This is a genomic window from Sporosarcina sp. AD_1 (assembly GCF_057373025.1).
The window spans coordinates 91,569-113,428 of sequence record NZ_JBPVIR010000007.1; the positions used below are offsets into that span (position 1 = coordinate 91,569).

General features: G+C 42.5%; 24 protein-coding genes. 16 read left to right on the forward strand and 8 right to left on the reverse strand.

Annotated features, from left to right (window positions below):
- The first annotated feature begins 1,148 nt into the window (after window positions 1-1,148).
- Window positions 1,149-2,183 carry a CotH kinase family protein gene (locus tag ACSW3C_RS14585; RefSeq protein WP_486563537.1) on the forward strand — a complete coding sequence of 345 codons (1,035 nt, stop codon included), beginning with the start codon at window positions 1,149-1,151 and terminating at the stop codon, window positions 2,181-2,183.
- Between the two features lie 202 nt (window positions 2,184-2,385).
- Here ACSW3C_RS14585 and ACSW3C_RS14590 read toward each other — a convergent pair whose 3' ends face one another.
- Window positions 2,386-2,691, reverse strand: coding sequence for a winged helix-turn-helix transcriptional regulator (locus ACSW3C_RS14590; RefSeq protein ID WP_486563539.1), 306 nt, complete (start codon window positions 2,689-2,691; stop codon window positions 2,386-2,388).
- Window positions 2,692-2,792: 101 nt separating this feature from the next.
- Here ACSW3C_RS14590 and ACSW3C_RS14595 point away from each other — a divergent pair, with 101 nt between their 5' ends.
- The gene (locus ACSW3C_RS14595) at window positions 2,793-3,635 is read left to right on the forward strand and encodes a VOC family protein (RefSeq protein ID WP_486563541.1); all 843 of its coding nucleotides are present in this window, start codon (window positions 2,793-2,795) and stop codon (window positions 3,633-3,635) included.
- Between the two features lie 728 nt (window positions 3,636-4,363).
- On the opposite strand, the gene ACSW3C_RS14600 is transcribed toward ACSW3C_RS14595, so the two are convergent.
- The 3 genes from ACSW3C_RS14600 to ACSW3C_RS14610 form a co-directional block, all read right to left on the reverse strand.
- Window positions 4,364-5,506, reverse strand: a complete 1,143-nt coding sequence (locus ACSW3C_RS14600) for a hypothetical protein (protein ID WP_486563543.1) — start codon at window positions 5,504-5,506, stop codon at window positions 4,364-4,366.
- Between the two features lie 236 nt (window positions 5,507-5,742).
- Window positions 5,743-5,901 carry a hypothetical protein gene (locus tag ACSW3C_RS14605; RefSeq protein ID WP_486563544.1) on the reverse strand — a complete coding sequence of 53 codons (159 nt, stop codon included), beginning with the start codon at window positions 5,899-5,901 and terminating at the stop codon, window positions 5,743-5,745.
- Between the two features lie 31 nt (window positions 5,902-5,932).
- Window positions 5,933-6,676: a helix-turn-helix domain-containing protein gene (locus tag ACSW3C_RS14610; RefSeq protein WP_486563545.1), complete on the reverse strand. Its 744-nt coding sequence runs from the start codon at window positions 6,674-6,676 to the stop codon at window positions 5,933-5,935.
- Between the two features lie 1,185 nt (window positions 6,677-7,861).
- Here ACSW3C_RS14610 and ACSW3C_RS14615 point away from each other — a divergent pair.
- The 8 genes from ACSW3C_RS14615 to ACSW3C_RS14650 all read left to right on the forward strand — a co-directional run bounded on the left by ACSW3C_RS14615 (window position 7,862) and on the right by ACSW3C_RS14650 (window position 14,413).
- Window positions 7,862-8,653, forward strand: a complete 792-nt coding sequence (locus tag ACSW3C_RS14615; protein WP_486563546.1) for a VTC domain-containing protein — start codon at window positions 7,862-7,864, stop codon at window positions 8,651-8,653.
- Complete coding sequence (locus ACSW3C_RS14620) at window positions 8,622-9,293, forward strand: DUF4956 domain-containing protein (RefSeq protein WP_486563547.1); 672 nt, start codon at window positions 8,622-8,624, stop codon at window positions 9,291-9,293. The genes ACSW3C_RS14615 and ACSW3C_RS14620 overlap by 32 nt, the downstream gene beginning before the upstream one ends.
- 139 nt (window positions 9,294-9,432) lie before the next feature.
- Complete coding sequence (locus ACSW3C_RS14625) at window positions 9,433-9,999, forward strand: sigma-70 family RNA polymerase sigma factor (protein WP_486563548.1); 567 nt, start codon at window positions 9,433-9,435, stop codon at window positions 9,997-9,999.
- Window positions 9,996-11,102 (forward strand): DUF4179 domain-containing protein, encoded by a 1,107-nt coding sequence (locus ACSW3C_RS14630; RefSeq protein WP_486563549.1) that lies wholly within the window; start codon window positions 9,996-9,998, stop codon window positions 11,100-11,102. Before ACSW3C_RS14625 ends, ACSW3C_RS14630 begins: the two co-directional genes overlap by 4 nt.
- 137 nt (window positions 11,103-11,239) lie before the next feature.
- On the forward strand, window positions 11,240-12,319 hold the full coding sequence (locus ACSW3C_RS14635) for an AI-2E family transporter (RefSeq protein WP_486563550.1): 1,080 nt from the start codon (window positions 11,240-11,242) through the stop codon (window positions 12,317-12,319).
- Between the two features lie 319 nt (window positions 12,320-12,638).
- Window positions 12,639-13,406: a DUF4184 family protein gene (locus ACSW3C_RS14640; RefSeq protein WP_486563551.1), complete on the forward strand. Its 768-nt coding sequence runs from the start codon at window positions 12,639-12,641 to the stop codon at window positions 13,404-13,406.
- Window positions 13,407-13,483: 77 nt separating this feature from the next.
- Window positions 13,484-13,888, forward strand: coding sequence for a DUF4440 domain-containing protein (locus ACSW3C_RS14645; protein WP_486563552.1), 405 nt, complete (start codon window positions 13,484-13,486; stop codon window positions 13,886-13,888).
- A gap of 39 nt (window positions 13,889-13,927) precedes the next feature.
- Window positions 13,928-14,413 carry a hypothetical protein gene (locus ACSW3C_RS14650; RefSeq protein ID WP_486563553.1) on the forward strand — a complete coding sequence of 162 codons (486 nt, stop codon included), beginning with the start codon at window positions 13,928-13,930 and terminating at the stop codon, window positions 14,411-14,413.
- A gap of 25 nt (window positions 14,414-14,438) precedes the next feature.
- On the opposite strand, the gene ACSW3C_RS14655 is transcribed toward ACSW3C_RS14650, so the two are convergent.
- Entirely contained in the window at window positions 14,439-14,765 is a 327-nt protein-coding gene (locus ACSW3C_RS14655; protein ID WP_486563554.1) for a CHY zinc finger protein, read from the reverse strand.
- Between the two features lie 75 nt (window positions 14,766-14,840).
- Between ACSW3C_RS14655 and ACSW3C_RS14660 the strand changes: the two genes are divergently transcribed.
- Window positions 14,841-15,116: a hypothetical protein gene (locus ACSW3C_RS14660; protein ID WP_486563660.1), complete on the forward strand. Its 276-nt coding sequence runs from the start codon at window positions 14,841-14,843 to the stop codon at window positions 15,114-15,116.
- 41 nt (window positions 15,117-15,157) lie between these two features.
- On the opposite strand, the gene ACSW3C_RS14665 is transcribed toward ACSW3C_RS14660, so the two are convergent.
- Window positions 15,158-15,859, reverse strand: a complete 702-nt coding sequence (locus ACSW3C_RS14665; RefSeq protein WP_486563555.1) for a hypothetical protein — start codon at window positions 15,857-15,859, stop codon at window positions 15,158-15,160.
- 94 nt (window positions 15,860-15,953) lie between these two features.
- Between ACSW3C_RS14665 and ACSW3C_RS14670 the strand changes: the two genes are divergently transcribed.
- The 5 genes from ACSW3C_RS14670 to ACSW3C_RS14690 all read left to right on the forward strand — a co-directional run bounded on the left by ACSW3C_RS14670 (window position 15,954) and on the right by ACSW3C_RS14690 (window position 20,613).
- The gene (locus ACSW3C_RS14670; protein WP_486563556.1) at window positions 15,954-17,225 is read left to right on the forward strand and encodes an acetyl-CoA hydrolase/transferase family protein; all 1,272 of its coding nucleotides are present in this window, start codon (window positions 15,954-15,956) and stop codon (window positions 17,223-17,225) included.
- A 103-nt stretch (window positions 17,226-17,328) separates the two neighbouring features.
- On the forward strand, window positions 17,329-17,679 hold the full coding sequence (locus tag ACSW3C_RS14675) for a rhodanese-like domain-containing protein (protein WP_486563557.1): 351 nt from the start codon (window positions 17,329-17,331) through the stop codon (window positions 17,677-17,679).
- 210 nt (window positions 17,680-17,889) lie between these two features.
- Window positions 17,890-18,711, forward strand: coding sequence for an ABC transporter permease (locus ACSW3C_RS14680; RefSeq protein ID WP_248512413.1), 822 nt, complete (start codon window positions 17,890-17,892; stop codon window positions 18,709-18,711).
- 4 nt (window positions 18,712-18,715) lie between these two features.
- Complete coding sequence (locus ACSW3C_RS14685; RefSeq protein WP_486563558.1) at window positions 18,716-19,498, forward strand: ABC transporter ATP-binding protein; 783 nt, start codon at window positions 18,716-18,718, stop codon at window positions 19,496-19,498.
- Window positions 19,499-19,512: 14 nt separating this feature from the next.
- Complete coding sequence (locus ACSW3C_RS14690; protein ID WP_486563559.1) at window positions 19,513-20,613, forward strand: ABC transporter substrate-binding protein; 1,101 nt, start codon at window positions 19,513-19,515, stop codon at window positions 20,611-20,613.
- Between the two features lies 1 nt (window position 20,614).
- Here the strand turns inward: ACSW3C_RS14690 and ACSW3C_RS14695 are convergent, their stop codons facing one another.
- Both ACSW3C_RS14695 and ACSW3C_RS14700 read right to left on the reverse strand, forming a co-directional pair.
- A complete protein-coding gene (locus ACSW3C_RS14695) occupies window positions 20,615-20,842 on the reverse strand; it encodes a hypothetical protein (RefSeq protein ID WP_486563560.1) in 228 nt (75 codons plus the stop codon).
- A 501-nt stretch (window positions 20,843-21,343) separates the two neighbouring features.
- Window positions 21,344-21,565, reverse strand: coding sequence for a hypothetical protein (locus tag ACSW3C_RS14700; RefSeq protein WP_486563561.1), 222 nt, complete (start codon window positions 21,563-21,565; stop codon window positions 21,344-21,346).
- Between the last annotated feature and the right edge of the window lie 295 nt (window positions 21,566-21,860).

Sequence of the window (21,860 nt, forward strand, 5' to 3'; positions counted from 1 at the left end):
AAATTTAATCACAAAATTATCGAGGAGTATCGTAACCACAAATCCTTTGATTTTTTGTAAAAGTGTAGCCTCCGGCACCCAGCAACTGATTGTGGACAACATAGACGGAAGGCAGAGCAATACATAAGCAAGAATAAAACCGATTAAGAACGATTTGATATTCAATCTACTCACTCCATATAGTGCAAGTTTTTTCGTATTCATTCGTTCCTATTACTTACATATCACTATATACTATATTTTCCATATTGTCATCGAAATGATTAAACACAAAAAAACTGGAAAGGACAAGTTTCACATTATTTGTCCAATATCCGGAATGGAGGGCTACGCAACTTATTATTGCTATGCCCTAAAACGATCTAATGATTAATACCATCGATTGCGACAAGTGGCTCGGTTTCTACAATTAGGTCGTATGTTGAACTTCTCATTACGTCTGCTTGTAAGTTGATGATTACTAGAGGTTATACGCCTTCTTGATGTAACTCGAACTCTTCTTCTTTGTCCGCAACATCCTGCCCGTGAAGTGACATTCATCCTGCCCGTACGGTGACGGTTCTGTGAAGTGACATTCATCCTGCCCGTACGGTGACGGTTCTGTGAAGTGACATTCATCCTGCTCGTACGGTGACGGTTCCGTGAAGTGACATTCATCCTGCCCGTGCGGTGACGGTTCCGAGAAGTGACATTCATTCTGCTTGTACGCCGTTGATTCCGGGACGTACCTCTTACTCTTTGCCCACAGCATCCGAATCGAGATGTGCGTCGAACCCGGCTTGTTCTGTTATTTTTTCGAGACGTGTGACGTCGTCTGCTTGTACGGTGCCGGTTACTCGTAGGATCCTGAAACATAAAGTCATTTAACCCCAGTTGATTCGCTTTTCCCAAGGCTCTTCGAATCTCATCCTCAAAAAAGAGTGACATATATCAACACCCCCTTTCCGCTTGGTCGAGGTGAAACGCGTAAAAAAACATGGCTTTTCAACGCATACCGCCCTCCTATCTACCATACGCTCGTTTTTTTGAGGGAACAGAGTGAAGTGCACACCTTATCATCAATTCTGCATAGAAATGGGATAACGAGCAAAGGAGTGGTGTAGATCGAGAAGTTACGGGAGTACCAGTTATTTATTCACCCTCTAGACATGAAGGAATTGAGGAGGGATGTTTGGATAGATGATTCTGTCCCTGCCAAACTAACGATAAATGGGAAAAAATATGAAGTGGATATTGCGTACCGCGGATCCCACATCCGTGAGTTTCCGAAGAAATCATATCAAGTATCATTCTATAGCCCAGCAAAGTTTCGAAACGCAAAAGTCCTCCATTTAAATGCGGAATTTAAGGATCCCTCGTTGTTAAGAAATAAACTATCTTTCGACTTCTTTCATGAAATCGGCTGCTTGGCGCCAAAAGCTCGTTTTGTTTCCTTAAAACTAAATGGGAAATACGAAGGCGTCTATTTGGAACTGGAATCAGTGGACGAAAACTTTCTCGTTCATCGAAAGTTGCCGGAAGGGCCAATATTTTATGCGGTGGATGGGGATGCTAATTTCTCATTAATGAGTGACTTGGATAAACAAATGAAAAAATCTCTGTTAAAAGGATATGAACAAATACACGGGACTCAGAAAGATGAGGATTGTTTACGAGAAACGATTATTCATATCAATACAATTCCACGGGATGAGTTTGAAGAGACTATCATTAATTATGTGAATATAGATGCTTATTTACGCTGGCTAGCGGGTGTTGTATGCACGCAAAACTTTGATGGTTTTGTGCATAACTATGCGCTGTATCAACGCAGACAGACGGGTCAATATGAAATCATTCCTTGGGATTACGATGCAACATGGGGCAGGGATGTGAATGGGGAAGAGATGGAAAGTGATTATTTACGTATTGAAGGTTTTAATACATTGACAGCCCGCATCCTCGATTGTAAAACTTTTCGTGACCAATATAAGATCATAATGGAGAATATTTTACAGAATCAATTCACAGTAGATTATTTAAAACCTAAAATACAAACGATGCACGAGCAGATTCGGCCGTATGTTCAACTCGACCCTTATAGAAGAGAAGGTTTGGATCATTTTGATCAAGAGCCGGACTATATCCTAAAATTTATCGAAGCTCGATCGGCCTATATCCGAAAGGAACTGCAATTTCTTTAATTGTTTCACGCTTACGAGACTTCACTAGTGGAGTCTTTTTTATATGCGTCTTTTAATTTCTTCAATGAGCAGACTTAGAGAAGCTTCAACTTACTGCAATCAAGATGTTAACTAATTGGGCAAGTACCCGAAACAAACGGTTGCGACCATTTCGGGTACGTAAGGTTAATTATCAAAGTGTGCAGTTTTAGGTAAATCTGATTTACATCCACTGCTTCGACCACTCTTCAATCGCCGTCATTATCGGAGCCAAAGCCATTCCTTTTTCCGTTAATGAATATTCAATCCGGACCGGAGTCTCCGGATAGACCGCGCGGATGACAAACCCTTGCTGCTCCAATTCTTTTAATCGCTCGGTTAATGTTTTGCCGTTTACGCCAAGTTTCTCGGTCATCGTACAGAAGCGCTGGGGACCGGACATTAGCTGGTATAAAATCAAGGCTGTCCATCGTTGGCTCAACACCCCGACTGCTTTTTCAAATCTAGGGCATAATTCAAATTCATTCATGGGTCTGTTCCTTTCCAAAAGATCTTATCTTGTTGACAATCCTAATTATATCTTATAAAGTTAGTTACATAAAGTAAGTAACTTACCTGGAGGAATTAACAATGAACTTTCATACATCCCCATTCACATATACAGGCGAAGTGCATTTATACGTAACGGATTTGGAACGCTCTCTCAAATTTTATACGGAGGTCATTGGGTTCAGCATACTGGAACAGGGGCCATCGGGTATTGTCCTGACAGCTGACGGGGCGACGCCGCTGTTGATCATTGAGCAGCCTGCAGGCGTAAAGCCGAAGGAATCCCGCAAATCGGGCTTGTACCATTTTGCACTCCTGCTCCCGGCGCGCGCAGATCTTGGCAAAGTACTGATTCATTTATCTAACTGTGGCATCCCACTTGGCGCATCTGACCATAAAGTGAGTGAAGCTCTCTATTTATCCGACCCAGATGGCAATGGCATAGAAATCTATTGTGACCGGGATCCGGCTGAGTGGGAATGGAGCAACGGACTCGTATCCATGACGACTGATCCACTTGATGCTCAGAGTATTGTAGCGGAAGTGGACGGTCCTTGGGAGGGGCTGCCTGCTGGAACAGTCATGGGGCATATTCACCTGCACGTAGCGGACGTAGAGGAGGCGGAAGCGTTCTATCGGGCGCTCGGCTTCGCGACTGTCAGCCATTACCCGAATGCCGTGTTCATGTCGACGGGCAATTACCATCATAATATCGCCCTGAATACATGGAATGGCAAGGGGGCGCCGCAGCCTTCAAAAAACAGTGCGGGTTTGCATGCTTTTACGCTCATCTATCCGGACGACCAAACTTTGAAAGACGCGGTGAATCAAGTTCGCGGGTTGAATAGGGAAGGAGAGCAGGTAGGCGATTATTATGTGACAGCGGATCCATCTGGAACAGGTATGATTCTTCGGGTGAATTGAATAGAGGAAAGGTAGCATATTCAATTAGGGAGAGGATATCCCATTTTCATTGATCTATAATATCAATTACCGATTGTTACCCTTGTTGTAAGTCCAGATGTTTTAGAATAAGGTCTATACTGAAGTATTATCCATGTATACGCTGAATTACAACTAGAACGTTGGTAGGAGTGCTTTCATTTACTGTTTAGGCGACACGAAACTTCAAAATATAAGTTAATCCATTCATAAATGAGAGAAAAGTCTTGAAAACTTTATTTTTTCTCGTTCTTTATAATCCTTTCTGATTTATTACATTTATCTATTTATTTTAGCCGTGGATTATTGTATAATTTAGAAGGAAATTAACAATAATGTACTTGTATTCACATTCTAAAGAGGGAGGTAATTTTCTTGGGGCAAAAACAAAAGCTGTTACACTATTCCCTAATCATTGCGCTTTCGTTAGTTTATTTCTATATTATTAGTTTAATCTATAATTATTTGCCGTTTGGTGTAGGACATTCTATAATTCTTGGAATTTTAACTTTAGCAGTAATCATACTATCGATATTTCTATCAGTTATATCAGCAAACAAAATTAAAGATTTATACACAATAAGAAACAGCTGAATACTTTTAAACTGGAAAACAGGGTAGCAATTTAGGACCCTGTTTTATTCTATTTAAATAAAAAGTCGATATATCCTACTGGACAAATCGACTTTTTACATATTAGAAAAAAACTATTAGTTAGATACTTTTGCGTTTGACAGATGGGACACTAAGAAATCTCCAATTTCGGGATACATCCCCCCCTGGGTGATTACACTGTAATCTAAATTTGTATAGCTATAACCACTATGCAGATTTACAATATTAAAATTAAAACCTAAACTATCTCCAACATCATATTTGTCAGTCAGATTCCCTTTGAATGCAAGATATTGGGGACCGTAATCGGTATCAAATTCAAAAATAGTTGCATTTGCAAGAGGATCAAATTCTATATTCTTTACCGTGTCAGTGACAGTGATGGAATCTCCTGCTACTAAGTTTTTAGCTACGTCGACTTTTTCTTGAAGTACATCATCATAATATTCAACATAAAGGTCGTTCATAGTAAAAACGTTTTTCCCGCGTTTAATACCCTGGCTGGATGTGAATTGAAGATGTTCGTCGGAGGGTATTAGATATCTAAATTCCCCTACTGTCTCAAAAACGACCCCTTTACCGTCTTGATTTTCAGCAAATAGCTTACTCTCGGAGTCTACGTCAGGCTGTGAAGTTGGGAGAGCACAGTTTCCTTTACTGTCACAGTAATTATGCAAATCTCCCCAATGGTAGTATGCCTGCCATAAGTTCCAGGAATGTTTACTAGCTGTTGTCCATCTAGCCACATGAATGCCTGGTTTTTCCACCGTGAACCAAGAATATTGATTGTGTCCTACGGTTCTATTTATGGCATCTGTGCTTGATCCAGGTTTAGATAATGTAACTGCAATGGACCCTAGCCAACCAATTTGCCCAGAGTTTGCCCACATTTCAATTTCGTGTCCTTTCTTGACTGCCTCAACGTCTTTTCTTACTGAGGCAGCATTCTCGGTACCTTGATTAAAATGAATTGTTCCAGAACTGGCAGTGTCTCTGCTATTACCTAGAGTTATCTGTGGTGATTTGCTAGTAATTCTACCTGTCACTCTATTGGCAAGTTGAAACAAGCCTTTTACAGCAACACTTCTAACAATAGGAGGTATTGCCTGTGTTTCAACTTCAGACTCAGTTACATTGGGAGAAACTGCTTGTAGTTGTGCTGATGCACTAATTGGTACTTGTAGCAATAATGCAAGTGTTAGAGCTGTTGCGAATGTTTTACTAACCTTTAATTTCATTCCATCCCACTCCCTAATAGTATTTGGTTATAGGTATACTGGTTTGTCCTAATTCCATTAGAATAAACATAAATTGCATTGAACTTCATAAACCTGTTCTTACATAACAAAAATATAATTATTATTAATCAAAAATCACCACCTTTTAATATTTAATTCTCTATAATTAATAGTGGACCAGAAAAACATTGTAGTTTGATTTTTAGTTTCCCTGGTCAACATTATAGCTTACCCTCTTATTTTTTCACCGGGGTATGCGGAGGCCCTACGTCCCCTTCACCGCCATTGGAAAGTGTTTCTATAATGTCGGTAGGTTGAAAACTGCCTGATGAATCTTGAATGGGATTTCCGAATAATAGACATGACAACAAAATTATTGTTAAATTTTTTTTCATTGCTATTTCCCCCTATTAATATTTTCTAATGCTAGGTTTCAGATTGATGGTAATCCTCCATTTCCCTGTAGATTACCGCGATTAAGTTATAACAATCACCTACTTTGTCCCACTTATGCTCCTTTAAATACAGCTCATTTGCTGATTTAGCATAAAATAGAGCATTTGAAAATAATCCTTGGATATAAAAGCATAGGGAAATATTGTAATAGAGTCTGCTTTTATAACTTTTATCTAGGTCAATTGTTTCTAAATAAAACTTTATGCTTTCTTTATAATTTCTTTTATAGTAGTTATACAATCCGGATGCATAAAGGTATTTTTTATACACTGAATAATTTAAAGAAGTTGTGTCAAAGTCTGATAAGTTTTCTTCGTAATGAACTACTGCATCTTCTATTTTGTTTGACATTGCGAGCTCAAGAAATTTCAATATATTAAAGTGATATTCTTGAAAAATAGATTCAATATACTGAAAACTTGAGGTGGAATTGGACATAAGTTGCTCGATACCTTGCACATCATTTAAATCAATTAATTTCTCATACTCTAAAAGAATTTTCTCTAATCTGGAATTATAAGAATTTGTATTTGTCAAATAGGTATAAGGAATATCTAATCGTTCTGCAATTAACCTCATAGTATCAATTGAAGGTGTAAATCTACAAGCTTCAATATTGCTATAATGGGATGGGGACACGATTCCATGGCAAACCTCCGACTGCTTCATTCCCCTTTTCTCTCTAATTCTTTTTAGTCTATTGTGTAATACCAAAATAACAACCCCCTTATATAGAATTAAATCGAAATTCGTTTAAAACTTTTCTCTTTATCTCTCGTCATGAAATTTAACTTTTTTTAGGTAAATAGAGTTGTGGAGACAGAATGAGCTATGTTAGAAAATAAAAAATACGCCCCGAAGGACGTTTTGCAGATCATGTTAATGAATATCCGAGATGTCTGACTTGAATAGAAACTGGTGCAATGCACTGCCCATTTGCACAAATCTCGGCGATCTTTTCAAAAACATACGTATATGAGTATCCGTTCATTACTTCGGTAATAAAAATTCGTCTTCAGTTGTTATCGTAACTTCACAATCACTAGCAGTTGCATCTCTGTAATAAATATTATTTTGATCGTTATTTAACAACGAATTAACCTCCTTCTCTACCGGTTCAAGGACAACTTCCTTTCCTCTGAATTGGCTGTAGGTGGATCAGCATCATCTATGTTAATTAAAACTTGGACAACTTGAAAAATGAATAGCCGTCCTCCTCTTTAACAGAAAGATATTCTCCCGCACGTGTAATTCCTTTTATCTTTTGGATTATGCTCCGACTCTCCTCTCTGAGAAATAATTACTAATTCGTAAGTTAGCATTGCAAATTCACACTATATTAATTAGTCCAAGCTTATATTCGACAAGGTTCCAGGTTTCTCCTTCTTTACCGTACAATCTCATTTTATCTCCCACCAAGCTCTTGCTTTAATATCGGTCGAATACATGGATTATTTTTTGGGGGTATTGGTGGAAGTATTGCATCAGTTGATCGGTTTGGGATGAAATTGCATGCTGAAGTTAATTCGATGATTTAATAAGGAGCTCTGAAGCTACATTTATTTTCTTAAATAGAAAGAAATCTTGGAGGTTTGGCTGGGGATAGATAGTTTTTTTGCCTGGATTTCGGTCCGCTAATGGAAGAATCCTTTTTTTTCTATTCAGTAATGTTTTAGGGGGTAAAAATCCCTTCACATAAAATCCAATACTTTTGACGAGTGAATTGTCATTAACTGGACCGCTTTTGAGAGGAGTGCGATTGCTCTCAGGCAATCGTTTTTTTATTTCACCCACCCTTTCTCACCAATCTCTAATCTAGTTCACAGCAAGATCCAATTTGAAAGGTTTAGGATTAAAGAACTTAGTAAAGAGAGGTTGTTGACAGAAGGAGGAGGTTCCATGGCAATCGAGATTTTCTGCCGCAAGGAACAGAAGTATTTGATTACCCGCAAGCAGTATGAGCAGCTCATTGAGGAGATGGGTCCTCGTATGCGGAACGATAAGAATGGAACGGACGGACGGTATACGGTGACGAGCTTGTATTTCGACAACCGGGAGCATTCCATTTATTACGAGACGAAGAACAAGCTGAAGTATCGGCAGAAGCTTCGGCTGCGGGTGTATGACGAGGCGACGTTGTCGAGCACGGCGTTTTTTGAAGTGAAGCAGAAGCACAACAAGGTTGTGAATAAGAGACGCCTGCTCATGCCGCTTCAGGAAGCGTACCGTTATTTGGACGAGGCGGATCCTGACCCGGCCGACTTTCAAACGACGAATGGCCAGGTGCTAAAGGAAATCGATTATTTCCGGCGTTTCTATCACTTAGAACCCGACATGGTCGTCAGTTACGATCGGCATGCGCTGCACGGTGTGGACAACGCAGATTTGAGGATGACATTCGATTTTAATTTACGTTGCCGGAAAGAGGATTTAGCGCTGGAGCATGGACCGTACGGCGATCATTTCATTGATCCGGATCTTGTCGTGCTTGAAGTGAAGGTGGAGCATAGTGTCCCGCTTTGGCTGGCGCGTATTTTGCAGAGACTGGAGTGTGAGCAGCGGAGCGCTTCGAAGTTTTGCACGAGCACCGAGTTGCTTCATGATGATGTAGCGGTTCCACAAACGACAAAAGAACAGACATTTATAGGAGGAATGGAAGATGCAACAGATCAACAACTTGTTTTCATTTAACGGAGTGGCGGGCGATCATTCTATCTGGATGAGCCTTGTGGCTATGATATTGGCTACGATTCTCAGCTTGGTAATTACAAAAGTATATAAGGTAACATTCAACGGAGAACGCTATTCCCAGTCGTTCGTCCATACGATTGTCATGATGAGCGTTGTCGTCTCAGTCGTCATGAACGTTGTCAGTAATAATGCAGGGGTTGCCTTCGGGTTGTTCGCCATCTTTTCCTTGATTCGTTTCCGTAGTGCTGTCACGAATGCCAAAGACATTGCGTACATATTTTTTGGACTATGCGTCGGCATGACAGCGGGTCTCTATCAATTCGAACTAGCGATTGTCCTTACTTTCTTCGCCAGCCTCGTCTTTTACTTGCTGTTCAAGTTTGATTATGGAAAAGGGAAGGACACGCAAATTTTAAAAGTAACCGTACCGGAGAACTTGAATCACGAGGACCTGTTTGAGGACATTTTGAATGACATGACAGAATTCCATCAGCTTCGCCAAGTGGAAACTACAAATCTTGGCACGATGATTCTTTATACATTTTCCATTCGCAGCAAGGTGGATACGCGAGATCAAGTGCTGCTCGATGCGATTCGTGAGCGGAATGCTAATTTGAAAGTATCATTATCGTATTTATAACAATAACAATATTATTAGGCTCCCGACATTTCATATGTCGGGGGTTTTTTTGCCCAAAAATCAAAACACGCGCGAGAAAAAATTTTCTGGTACGTTGTATAGAGTGTAAAAGCTTTTACGACGTTGAAGGAGATTGCATATGAAATCGACAAATGACAATTTTATTAGGCGGCTGAAAAAAGGGAAAGAGGATGCGCTGGAATTCGTCATTGATCAGTATTTGCCTTTGGTAAAAGGGGTTGCACATAAGGTGCTCGGCCCAGTGGGGAATCAAGGCATGATTGATGAATGTGTAAATGATATTTTTCTTTCTGTCTGGCATAACGCAAAAAAGTTCGAAGGGGACGGGGTTGATTTTAGGAAATGGATTTGCGCAGTCGCAAAGTTCAGGGCGATTGACTATTACCGGAAAGCAACGAACCAAAAGGAAATTTCTTCAGATCAGATGGAGATGAACGCTGAACGGTCTGTTGAGGAGCAGCTGATGGACAAGGAAGATGAGAAGGATTTGATCCGGCTCATCAACCAGCTCGAGCCGATTGACCGGCAGATTTTCATTATGAAGTTCTTTTTAGGATACAAGACGGATGCGATTTCCGAAAAGCTTGGGTTAAGCAGGACCGCCATCGACAACCGGGTATACCGCGGCAAAAAGAAGCTTTCGGAAAAAGCGATGAAATTGAATCCAGGAGGTCATGCACTGTGAAGGATAAATCAATTTATGAGTTGTTAAATGAACTAGATCTGGATGATACGGAAATTGAAGAGGTGGACGTGACGGAATTCGACAGGGCGAAAGTGAAAAAAGAGGTGAATCGATTGATTGGAAAAAGGAAAAGGAAAAGCTGGAAGATGAAAGCTGCGGCAGCGGTTGCGGTATGCGGGCTTTCCGTTGCGACGCTTGGCTTGGCGTTTCCGGCCTATGCAGGGAATATTCCGGTTATCGGCGATATTTTCAGGTTTTTAGATAATGGGAAAACCGGTTTATATGACGACTATCAGGCCTATTCCAGTGCGATCAACATGACGAGGGAAAGCAATGGCGTGAAGATTACATTGAATGATGCAATTTACGATGGGAAAACGGTCTCGTTAACATACACAATTGAATCGGAGAAAGACTTAGGGGACGATCCGTGGATTAGTGACTGGCTGGATATAAAGGGATCCGAAGGGATGGCGGGTTCCAATCACCTGGCGAAAGTGGGAGATCGCCAGTATGTTGGACTAATTACGGGCAGCAACCTCGGAACGAATGAACTTGATACGGTCAAGGTGAAATGGAAAGTGGAAGGAATTACAACGGAACAATCGGATGAGAAAATAAAAGGGCATTGGAATTTTGCACTCAATCTTCAGGCATCAGACAACAATGTGCAGGTCGTCAATCAAAGCGTACAACAGAATGGTGTCGAGGTGGAAATTGAGAAGATCACTGTGACACCAATGTCCTTCATCGTCTACTATGATCAATTAGTATCGAAAGAAGTTAGTGAAAAATGGCACGGCATCGATGCTGAAATTGAAATCAAGGATGATTTGGGCAATGTGTATCCAGGCGACGGAAATGGTGGCTCTGGAGATGGCGAAGGCAACATGAGTTGGAGTAAAACGTTTAAGAAATTAGATCCGAAGGCAACCAAGCTATATATCACTCCAACCGTCAGTCTATGGGAATACACGTCTGAAAATCATGGTGGCGTTGAAATTACAGAAGACGGAGAAAAGGCGATCAGGATTCCGACGAAGGAAGGAAAAGGCAGGGAAGAGTTCACACTTGATGAGATTGTCGTAGAACTAAACAAGTAATACAGTAAACGGGAGCAAAGCGATCTCAAGGAGATGCTTTGTTCCCGTTTTGATTGGAAGTGAAACTTCCTTTCGACAGTAGACGTATTAAACCGTATACTTAAACAAAAGACGTAGACGGTAAAGGAAGTGAGACATTGACGAAAAAATTATGGTTCCAAGTAGGCGTCGGCACGCTGCTCGCCATACTGATCATCAAATACTTCATGGAAATCAGCTTTATCTTCGCACCAATCGTCATTATTATTAAGGCGATCATCCTTCCCCTGCTGCTTGGCGGCGTCCTGTATTACATGACCGAACCGATTCAGCGCAAGCTGGAGGAACGAAAGGTGCCTCGGTGGGGAAGTATTCTTATTATCATTGTCGGATTGGTATTGATACTTTGGGCATTCGTCTCCATTATCGGGCCGGTTGTGACAAAACAGGTGAATACGCTGGTTGAAAATGCTCCGGCACTAACAAAAGAGATCAATGAAATTAGAGAAACGATCTGGGATCAAAGAGATGAATTACCGCCTCAATTGAAAACGTCGATTGAAAGTGCGGTCAATTCCTTGCAATCAATTGCGGTGAAATTTGGCGTTTGGATTGTCCAATTCCTGCAGTCCTTCTTCCAGGCAATGTTCCTGCTCATTCTTGTGCCATTCTTCTTCATCTTCATGCTGAAGGATCACGAGAAATTCGCACCGCGGATTTACAATTTGTTTTCCGGTGAGCGCCGTGAGTGGGTTAAGAAGACTTTGAGCGATATTAACAACGTATTGCGTTCTTATATCCAAGGCCAATTTTTGATTAGCGCTATCTTGGCTACAATCATTCTTATCGGCTATTGGCTTATCGGCTTGCCGTATGCACTACTGCTTGCCATTTTTGCGCTCTTCATGAACCTGATCCCATTCATTGGGCCATGGATTGCTGTAGCACCAGCTCTTGTGATCGGCTACTTGGATGATCCTAAAATGGTAATCTGGGTAGGGCTCGTTACACTCATCGCTCAGCAGATTGACAGCAATCTTATCACGCCGAATGTCATGGGCAAAACACTCGACATCCATCCGCTCACTGTTATCACTATTATCTTGGCGGCTGGTAACATCGCAGGTTTTGTCGGCATTATCGTTGCCATTCCGGTTTACGCCGTCATCAAAGTTATTGTAATGAACATCTATGAACGGCGGAAGGAAATCCGTCGGGCCGCTACGAAGAATGTGTAGACAGGGTTTGTGTGGGGGCTTCAATCCATTAAATTGAACGGATACTGTCTCTCAAAGATAGAACGATCTTTTCAAACATAGCTTAATTTTAATTACACGTAAGAGCCGTCATGGGGTCAGTTTTGCTGATTTTATGGCGGCTTGTTTTTGTACGTAAGTAAGAGAGAGTGGCTACTCGTTGAGAGCTGCTGTAAATGATATGTCTTAACTACTATTCACTACTACTGATACTGCTGATCAGCAGAGAAGTGTCGAAGGATTATGCTACAATAAAAGTAAGAAATTATTTTTTATTATGAACATTCAGGAGTGAATATAAATGCCACTGACCTTCGCTCATCCTGCAGTCATCTTGCCTTTTTCGAGAAAGAGCCAATATGTGAATTTCTTAGCGATGGTATTAGGGAGTATGTCGCCGGATTTTGAATATTTTTTGCGTGGCAGGCCATATGGTGAGATTGGCCATACCTTTTGGGGTTTTCTCGTTTTTAATCTTCCTATTGTGATAATCGTTTATTTGATTTACAAGGCATGTATACATGAAACGTTATTTAGACATCTTCCGTCTGTTTTGCAAGACATCTATTCTACGAAACCTAGCTCGAACCGTTTTTTAAAGGTGTCCGTCTTTTTCTATTCAGCCTTATTTGGAATGCTCACACATGTGGTTTGGGATTCATTCACCCATGCAGGAGGTTTTATGGTAAGGAACTTTTCCATTCTCACGTATCGGGTTTCTGTTTTTGATTTTGCGATTCCGGTCTTTAAGTTCCTTCAGCACGGGGGAACCCTGGTTGGCATCCTTGCAATTATTAGCTATATGTACATTCGGGCAGCGAAGTATGGGAGGCACGATGACCGTAGTGCAGAGCCAAAACAAAAATGGCTGTATTGGGGTCAAATAGCATTGTTATCACTACTTTTGTTTGGTTTATGGTATCTCATTGATGCTGTTTCGATTGAGTCCTATGGCAGTATTGTTGTACGGATCATCGATTCCGCTTTGGTCAGCTTATTGCTTGTCTCCATAAGTGTTCACCACTTTTATGAGTGGAAGCAAAACCGAGGCTCTTTCCAAGTACGATAATTAAAAAGGTTTTCAATAGAGCGTGGCGAATAAGTGAATATAAGAAATCGTATGGGGAAAATGAAGGAGAATGGGAAATGGATCAATTACAAAAACGATTGATTGAGTTTACGAGAATGCATGATGACTTCCTTGTTTCTTGGAACGACGCAATGAAAACGGGTGACACTTCCCGGCTTGATAGAATGACCGATGATTATTATGTGGCTTTCTTTCAACCCGGCACGAGTCAACCACTACTATTCGCTAAACAAGAGGCTCTTGAAGGAATGAAGCAGTCGGTCAGCCACTTTATCGGTGCGGCAAAGAAGTTTGAAAATCGGGTCATTCGAATGAGAGACGGTGAACATGCCGTCGTCTTCTATGAACTGCTACTTGTTAAAGATGAAGAAGTCGCAGCTAGGCTTTTTACCATTGAAAATTGGAAGCTTATTAACGAAAGATGGATGATAACGAGGGAAACAGAAGAACCGATTCATTGATGTGGAAATAGAAGTTCAAATGAAACGGAGGTATTTAGTATGAATCAAAAAACCACTCTTCTATTGATTTCTCTTCTCCTTGCCTTTATCATAGCCGGCTGCACGAAATCATCTGGTGAAACGGTGGCCGACGAGACAGAGAAAAGTGAAGATGCTTGGGAAGAGAGTGCTTTGTTTACGATCGATAATTATACCCTGATCGGTGAAGAAGGACGCATAGGTTTTATATATGATGACTCTGAAGTTGTCCGTTTTTATCCGGATAAAGTCCAAAAGTATATGTGGCATTTTTGGGGTGCAGAAGATGAACTGGATGGAGATTTGAAAGTAATTGGTACGCATGAAAAGGATCAAGACGCCATCGTTGTATTGGAAACAGGTCTTGGTGGACCGAACAATGGAGCGGACCGGCATGCTCCATCGAACATGTCACTGCCGAAAAGTGGCATGTGGAAGTTGGATGCGTACATTGAAGAACAGCTATTTGGCACGGTATTTGTAAGAGTGCATGAGGAGGATCAGTGAATAAACTGCTGCTCTTCCGCGCGTTCTATTCAAAATACAGTTCCCAATGTAACCCGCATCCCGGATTGAACTTTGCTGCGCAGTTTGGACACGCCGATTGACAGGCTTTGTATTCATTCACTGTCAATTCATACCCGCACGCGCCGCACAGAACAGCCTTCTCATCGAACTGGTCAGCTGGCCATACAGCTGGCTTGCCGCAGCCTGATTCTTCATGGCAATCAAAACAAGGGTAATACGTGTTGCAGCAATAAAATTTAATGGCGATGATGTCGAGTGGGGAATGGTAATGGGCACAGCGTGTTTCCGCATCGATTACATTCCCTTTCACAACATGTCCGTGGCACATCATTTTTTATTTCCTCCTTCGTGCATAAAGTCAGTCCACACGGCTATCCTATGGATAAAAAAGGACTGATGACAATTGATGAACGAATATCCGATTATCCATACGAATATTTGGGATGCCATATGGGCAGTACCGGTTATTTTACTCGTTGTGCTGGCGGCCAAGTGGTTCTTTAAAGTTCCCTCTTCTTGGTTATCGACAGTTGCTACGGTGTTTGCCTTGATTTTATCTATTTTTATCAGCCATCGTGGCAATCTGCCTGCCGGTATTTTTATGGGCTTCTTTTACAGTGCCGCCACGCTCGGTCTTCTTTATTCTGTGAAACATAGTTATTCGGCATTTCGTGAAACTTGATTTGACTGGAGACTCTTCCATTCTTGGGGAGTCTCCATTTTTCATTTTAACGGGCAGAAACCGCATTGTATAAGTCCGGGGACGTCCTTGGAAAAGCAGCAGGTCGTACGGACGGTTGTATTCAACAGGGCGGACGGTTCGCTGCCGTTTAAGTATTTCGCAAAGCGCGAGTAGGGTGCGATGCCTGCCCAGGTTTGATCGTCTTTTAAGATATTCAAGTCATGACGTGCCTCTGATGCGGTTGCAGGATGATTCAGCATAACGTGGTATTGCCACAGAAGAAAACCGAAGATGTTCTCCCATAAAGTGAGTGGCGAAACGGCCGCGGCTTCACGGATTTGCTGAATTAAGGAGTTGGCTTGAAGAAGAAGAGAACGGATGGCCTCTTCCCGGTGATCCACCAGCTTCCAATCGCCCTCGTCTGTATATGTGCTGACCGTTCGGTTCCCGTATTCCACTTTTGCGCCAAATGTTAGACGGCCCGGCGTTCCTTGCCACATCTCATCGTACATCGTCAGGTTGGTCAGCTGCATCGCAGCAAACATCCCATATCTTCGCATGAAGAAAGAGGCGGCAACCACGCTATTGGGACTTCCGCTGATCACTTCTACGGTTTTTAAGCAGTCTGCCGTTTTAGCTGCATCCATGATTTCCTCTAATGTAAATACAGGATGGTCTGGCTTCTCGGCATACACACTGTACTGATTTAATTGGATAATTTGGTCGTTTGATAAATTTTTCATAATTTCATTATATAATTCGGGGAACTTTACAACAAGTTGAGCGGTCGCTCAGGCTACGTTATACTAGGGGAAAACAGGCCAGGAAGTGTACACAATGACCCGTATTTTGCAGGATGAAGAATTTATTCGTTTAATTGAGCCACATACCGACCTGATCTTGCCTTTGGCGAATGGTGAGCCGCATCGACTTTTAGATATAGTGGAAGAGAATAACAAATTATTGGACGATGTGAACGTGCACCAGATGCTTGCCTTGCAGGAGCGTGCGTATATCAATGGGGAAATGAAAGGGCATGTATCGCATATTTCCTATTTTCTCAGCGGTGCGACACGCAAAGCATTCAGGGAAGGGCATGTCGAGCTGATTCCAAACGTTTTTCAGGAAGTGTCCCGCCTGCTGGAGAAGACCGCGAAGCGTCCGATGGTGTTGGCGACCGCCTCCCCGATGGACCGGCATGGCTATTTCTCTCTCGGCACACAAGCGGATTATGTCTCTGATTTCATCGGGAAAGTGCCCTTTGTACTGGAAGTGAACCAATACATGCCTCGCACATTCGGCGGAAACCAGATTCACATCAGCCAAGTGGCAGGTTTTATCGAAAACAATCGGCCGTTGACGGAAGAGAGGATACCTGTTGTTACGGATAAAGACGTGAAAATCGCTCAGTACATTACGGATGATATTAAGGACGGCGACACCTTGCAGATTGGAATAGGCGCCATTCCGAACGCTGTTATGAAAATGCTGAAAGACCGCCGCCACCTTGGAATTCATACCGAAATGCTGACAGATGGCATTGTGGATCTCGTCGAGGCGGGGGCAGTGGATGGCATGCGGAAATCAACCCGTCAAGGCAAAATTGTTACGACGTTCGCCTTCGGTTCCCAGCGTCTCTATGATTTCTTGCATGACAATCCAGCTGTGGAATTTTTACCGGTCCGTATCGTGAACGATCCATATGAAATTGCGAAGGAACCTCATATCGTTTCCATCAATGCTACAACAGAAGTGGATTTATACGGTCAGTGCGCTTCGGAAACGGTCGGGGGGAGCTATTATTCATCGACAGGCGGACAAGCGGATTTTGCCAAAGGAGTTCACTTGGCGAAGCATGGAAAAGGATATGTCTGCATGCATTCCACTGCGAAAGACGATATGATCTCACGAATTAAAATTCATTTGACACCAGGTTCAGTCGTGACGACTTCTAAAAATGATGTCGATAACATCGTGACGGAATACGGAATCGCGCGCCTCCACGGCAAATCATTGTCGGAACGGGCAAAAGCATTAATTCAAATCGCGCATCCGTCCTTCCGGGAAGAACTCACATTTGAAGCAAAACAATTCGGCATCCTGCATTGAGAGAAGCAATTGCGCTTCTCTCTTTTATATTGTCTTCTCAATACCCCTTATGGTATATTAATACCTACAGGGGTAATAAATAAGAAAAAAAAGGATGATATAGATGGGCTGGATACTATTTTTTATAGTTGTTGCTTTCCTCGTATGGCGAATGATGCCTGCCAAAGGAGTGCGTTCAATTTCAACAGAGGAGCTGAAAGGGATGCTGCAGGACAAAACGAAGCAATTTGTGGATGTCCGGACGCCTGCAGAATACAAGGGCCGGCATATTAAGGAGTTCAAGAACATTCCTCTTCAAGGGTTACATGCAAAATTGGATCAATTGGATAAAACGAAAGAAGTCGTCGTCATTTGCCAAAGCGGCATGCGTAGTTCAAAGGCGGCAGCCTTGCTGAAGAAAGCGGGTTTTGCCAACGTATTGAATGTAAGAGGCGGTATGAGTGCCTGGCGCTGAGCTGCAGTTATGCTTAGTGCGTAATACAAATGATTTCATTTCGGAATCATAACAAAGCATCGTTACAGTCGAAATCTACTGAACGATGCTTTTTTTGTGTATAGATCATTCTAAGGCAATTGCACATCCGCATAATTCCCGATATCTCGACGTTTGCCTATGTCGACCCATAGGCATAAACATATCATTTAGATGAAGAGGTGGTGGACATTGGATAGAAGAGGAACCATTGAAAAACATGATCCGTTTGAAATCGAGCAGCAAGAGTGGAAGCGGAGACAGTCGAAGGAACGGTATAAGCAACTGTTGACCATTGTATCGCCCATCTTCCTATTGTTGCTATGGGAAGTGTTGTCGAGAACCGGGATGATCGATACCCGTTTCTTCCCTCCGCCTTCCGCGATTATAGGGACTCTCTTTGATATGGTGGCAAATGGATCACTCGTAAAACATGTTGGGGTTTCATTGTATCGGATTTTTGTAGGATTTCTGGCAGGAGTCATCCCGGGTGTCATCATCGGCCTTTTAATGGGTCTTTATTCGCCGATCCGGCATCTCATGCAGCCGATTGTTATGGCGTTGATGCCGATTCCGACGCTCGCGTTGCTCCCAATGATAATTATTTTGTTCGGAATCGGTGATTTATCAAAAGTAGTGACAATTGCAGGCAGTGTTTTCTTTCCGGTCGTTATCAATACGGCAGCCGGTGTAATGAACATCGATCAGATCTATTTGGACGTTGCGAATAACTACGGAGCCGGAAAGCTGCAGTTCTTCTATAAGATTGCTTTGCCCGGAGCCCTGCCCGTTATGCTGGAAGGGATCCAAATGGGGCAGGCAATTGCGCTATTAACGATTGTCGCTGCGGAAATGATGGGTGCGACCTCGGGGATCGGCTACTTGATTTGGACGTCGTATAAGGCATTCCTGCTGCAAGAAATGTATGTCGGGCTCATTCTCATTTCCTTCTTCGGCTATTTGTTCTCTGTACTGTTGCGAGGGTTCCAGAAAAAATTGCTGCCATGGAGGTGATCGGATGAAAGGGAAAATTGCGATTCAGCATTTGACGAAGGCATTTTATAAAAAACAAGGCAGTGTCACCGCTCTTGACGATATATCCATGACAATCGATGAAGGAGAGTTTGTGTGCATTGTCGGTCCAAGCGGCTGTGGAAAAACGACGCTGCTCCGGATCCTGGCAGGCTTGGAGCAGCCAAGTGTCGGTGAATTCAGTATCGCGACCGATCATGAGGACCGACCACTTCAATCAATGGTCTTTCAAGAACGGGGCGTCATCCCATGGCTGACAGTTGAAGAAAATGTCGCTTTCGGTTTGAAGATGAGGCGGCTGCCGAAGAAATTGATTGAGGAACGGACGAAATATTACTTGGAGAAGACAGGGCTTGCAAAATTTTCGAAGCTATATCCAAGGGAATTATCGGGCGGAATGAAACAGAGGGTCAGCATCGCGCGGGCATTTGCGAACGATCCTGAAATCTTGCTGATGGATGAACCATTTGCAGCGTTGGATGAACAGAATAAATTCATCTTGCAGGAAGAATTATTGTCCATCTGGTCCGAGACGAAAAAAACAGTGATATTCATCACCCACAGCATCGACGAAGCATTGCTGCTAAGCGACCGGATCCTTTTGATGAGCTCGCAGCCAGGCAAAATCATCAAAGAAATCAAGGTGACGACTCTGCGCCCGAGAACAATCGAAGATATCCGAAAAGATCCGGACATGGCGCAGCAATTCATTGAAGTATGGAAGCATCTTCAAAGGGAAGTTCAGCAATCGAGAGAACAAAAAGCATGAAAAGGGGAGAACATATGAAGAAGCGGCTGAAAGCAGGATGGATACTCTTGCTAAGTTGTATTTGGGTGCTTGGGGCATGCGGCAAGACAGAGCCGGCCGCCCCGCCGACATCCGAAACGAAACCACCGGGTGAAGCTGCCGCAGAAGCGCCGTCTGGCGACTTGGCACCACTCGAAAAACGTACGAAAGTTTTTATTGCCGAAGATGGCGCTGCATCAGGTGCCGGATTTTATATCGCTAAAGAAAAAGGATACTTTGAGGACTATAACATCGAAGTGGAATTTGCTGATTTCGCGAACAGCGATGATATGCTCCCAGCCCTTGCCGCAGGGGAAGTAGATATAGCAGGCGGTGTATCGACAGCATCGTTCTTCAACGCTATTGCACAAGGCATCGACGTGCGGATCATTGCGGATAAAGGCCATAATGTACCAGGCAATTCCTATTTCACCTTCGTCATAGGCAATCATATGGTCGATGAAATCAAGGAATACAGCGACTTTAAAGGGAAGAAAATTGGGGTTTCATCTCGCAACTCAATTGATGGCTATATTTATGAAGAGATGCTGAAGCATGCCGGCTTAACAGAAGAAGATGTCGAGTATGTCCACATCGCGGATTTCGGTGCGATGCTAGGTGCCATTGATTCTGGAACAATTGACGCAGCGCTGAACATCGAGCCGCTTATTACCCAAGGAGTCGAAAAAGGGTTCCATGTACGTTTTGGTGACGCAACCGATTACGCGCCAGAATCACAAATTGCCATGGTGCTCGCCTCCCCGAAATTCATGGCGGATGATGAACTGTCACTCCGATTCATGCTTGCCTACCTGAAAGGATTGCACGATTACAATGATGCCTTCTTTAAAGACATCGGCAAAGCGGAAGTCATCGACATCATGGTGAAACATACAGCACTGAAAGATCCTGCACTGTGGGATAAAGTACATGTCACCGGACTTAACCCGAACGGCGATATGTACGTTGAGGACATCAAAAAACAATTTGATTCCTACAAAGCAAACGGCGCCATCCTAGGTGACATCGACTTCAATATCGCCATTGATACATCACTCGCGGATAAAGCAGTGGAAATACTAGGTGAATACGAATGAGTCAAAGCCCGCGAGTTGTCGCGGGCTTTTGTCTGTAGATCAAACTCGAATAATAACGGAGTTTGCCTACAGTCTTTTCTTTTACTAGGGAAGTAATACTAAAAAATGTTGATTTCCGCTTCGGTTGGACGCTTTCCGCGGGCACGGCTTCAGCCGCTTCCTTCGCTGCGCTTCGTCCAGGGTCTTCAGCTCGCGCTGTTCCCGCAGGAGTCGCCAGCCTGCGCTCCAATCAACAGTGTCTCCATAATAAGGATTAGGTAATTGATATGATGACGAAGAATCAGATGAATCAACGGTGAAAGTTGGAAATACGGACCAGGTGAACAGTTGGTGCCTCCTGTTCATCTGGTCCGTAAATTGGATCGGTCATTGATTTCTCGTTTATCCATCCATTGGTGGAAGACCTAGTATCGACCCCGTTGTGTTGGCCAGATGGACATCGAAATCGCCAACCGTGGTGTAACCAGAAGAAAAATAAAGAAGAGGTAGGGCTCATTCTCACAAAAAGCAGGAAAGGGGTTGGAAATCCATTTGATTTCCAACCCCTTTTGTCTACAGTCTAAGCCTTTCAATTTAGAAAGGCTTATTGAAGTTTTGGAACCAATATTAATTTCGAATTAGTAATTAAATAAAGCACTATTTGGTTTTTCGAGGAGGAGGTGGTGGTGGTGTTATTTTACCAGTTTCAGTTTTTCTAGAGCCGTTGGTAATCCGACTTCCGTGGCGAACTTCAAGATTTTTTTGTGATTTGTTCATAATTATCTCCTCTTCTGGATTCATCTATAAAGTATGAACCTATTTCTATTGACATTTCCTGGTCATAAGGAAAGCTGAAATACATTTTATCCTGGCTATATAAATATTTACTGGTTTCTTTTTCATAAATAGCGACATTCAGTAGAGTGAGTTCCCGTAAATTATTTTCATCAGAAAAATGTTCAACTTCACCCATAAAGTATTCTTCGCAACTCGATGGTCGTAAGGTAACCCATACTGTAGAACGATCATTGAATAAGGTTAGCCAAACATCATTGCTTCCGTATTTTGCACTGAGATGCATTTTTCCAGCTAATTTATACATTAGTTTGAAATTAATTGTATAGATGCAAGCGATAGATAATAAAAGGCTTATAGAAGTCGCGAATAAAATTTCATTAGCTGAAATATTTAAATCTCCTTTTAAGAGGAAGTTTAAGAAAGTGTATCCACTGAAACATCCTAACTAAATATGAAACTAAGGATAGTAA

Excerpts from the sequence above, each read along its gene's own strand:
- ACSW3C_RS14615 (WP_486563546.1), top strand. The coding sequence starts at position 7,862 with ATGGCAATCGAGATTTTCTGCCGCAAGGAACAGAAGTATTTGATTACC.
- ACSW3C_RS14690 (WP_486563559.1), top strand. The coding sequence starts at position 19,513 with ATGAAGAAGCGGCTGAAAGCAGGATGGATACTCTTGCTAAGTTGTATT.
- ACSW3C_RS14585 (WP_486563537.1), top strand. The coding sequence starts at position 1,149 with ATGAAGGAATTGAGGAGGGATGTTTGGATAGATGATTCTGTCCCTGCC.
- ACSW3C_RS14650 (WP_486563553.1), top strand. The coding sequence starts at position 13,928 with ATGAATCAAAAAACCACTCTTCTATTGATTTCTCTTCTCCTTGCCTTT.
- ACSW3C_RS14645 (WP_486563552.1), top strand. The coding sequence starts at position 13,484 with ATGGATCAATTACAAAAACGATTGATTGAGTTTACGAGAATGCATGAT.
- ACSW3C_RS14625 (WP_486563548.1), top strand. The coding sequence starts at position 9,433 with ATGAAATCGACAAATGACAATTTTATTAGGCGGCTGAAAAAAGGGAAA.
- ACSW3C_RS14685 (WP_486563558.1), top strand. The coding sequence starts at position 18,716 with ATGAAAGGGAAAATTGCGATTCAGCATTTGACGAAGGCATTTTATAAA.
- ACSW3C_RS14675 (WP_486563557.1), top strand. The coding sequence starts at position 17,329 with ATGGGCTGGATACTATTTTTTATAGTTGTTGCTTTCCTCGTATGGCGA.
- ACSW3C_RS14670 (WP_486563556.1), top strand. The coding sequence starts at position 15,954 with ATGACCCGTATTTTGCAGGATGAAGAATTTATTCGTTTAATTGAGCCA.
- ACSW3C_RS14640 (WP_486563551.1), top strand. The coding sequence starts at position 12,639 with ATGCCACTGACCTTCGCTCATCCTGCAGTCATCTTGCCTTTTTCGAGA.
- ACSW3C_RS14655 (WP_486563554.1), bottom strand. The coding sequence starts at position 14,765 with ATGATGTGCCACGGACATGTTGTGAAAGGGAATGTAATCGATGCGGAA.
- ACSW3C_RS14590 (WP_486563539.1), bottom strand. The coding sequence starts at position 2,691 with ATGAATGAATTTGAATTATGCCCTAGATTTGAAAAAGCAGTCGGGGTG.
- ACSW3C_RS14605 (WP_486563544.1), bottom strand. The coding sequence starts at position 5,901 with ATGAAAAAAAATTTAACAATAATTTTGTTGTCATGTCTATTATTCGGA.
- ACSW3C_RS14595 (WP_486563541.1), top strand. The coding sequence starts at position 2,793 with ATGAACTTTCATACATCCCCATTCACATATACAGGCGAAGTGCATTTA.
- ACSW3C_RS14600 (WP_486563543.1), bottom strand. The coding sequence starts at position 5,506 with ATGAAATTAAAGGTTAGTAAAACATTCGCAACAGCTCTAACACTTGCA.
- ACSW3C_RS14665 (WP_486563555.1), bottom strand. The coding sequence starts at position 15,859 with ATGAAAAATTTATCAAACGACCAAATTATCCAATTAAATCAGTACAGT.
- ACSW3C_RS14620 (WP_486563547.1), top strand. The coding sequence starts at position 8,622 with ATGCAACAGATCAACAACTTGTTTTCATTTAACGGAGTGGCGGGCGAT.
- ACSW3C_RS14700 (WP_486563561.1), bottom strand. The coding sequence starts at position 21,565 with ATGGGTGAAGTTGAACATTTTTCTGATGAAAATAATTTACGGGAACTC.
- ACSW3C_RS14660 (WP_486563660.1), top strand. The coding sequence starts at position 14,841 with ATGAACGAATATCCGATTATCCATACGAATATTTGGGATGCCATATGG.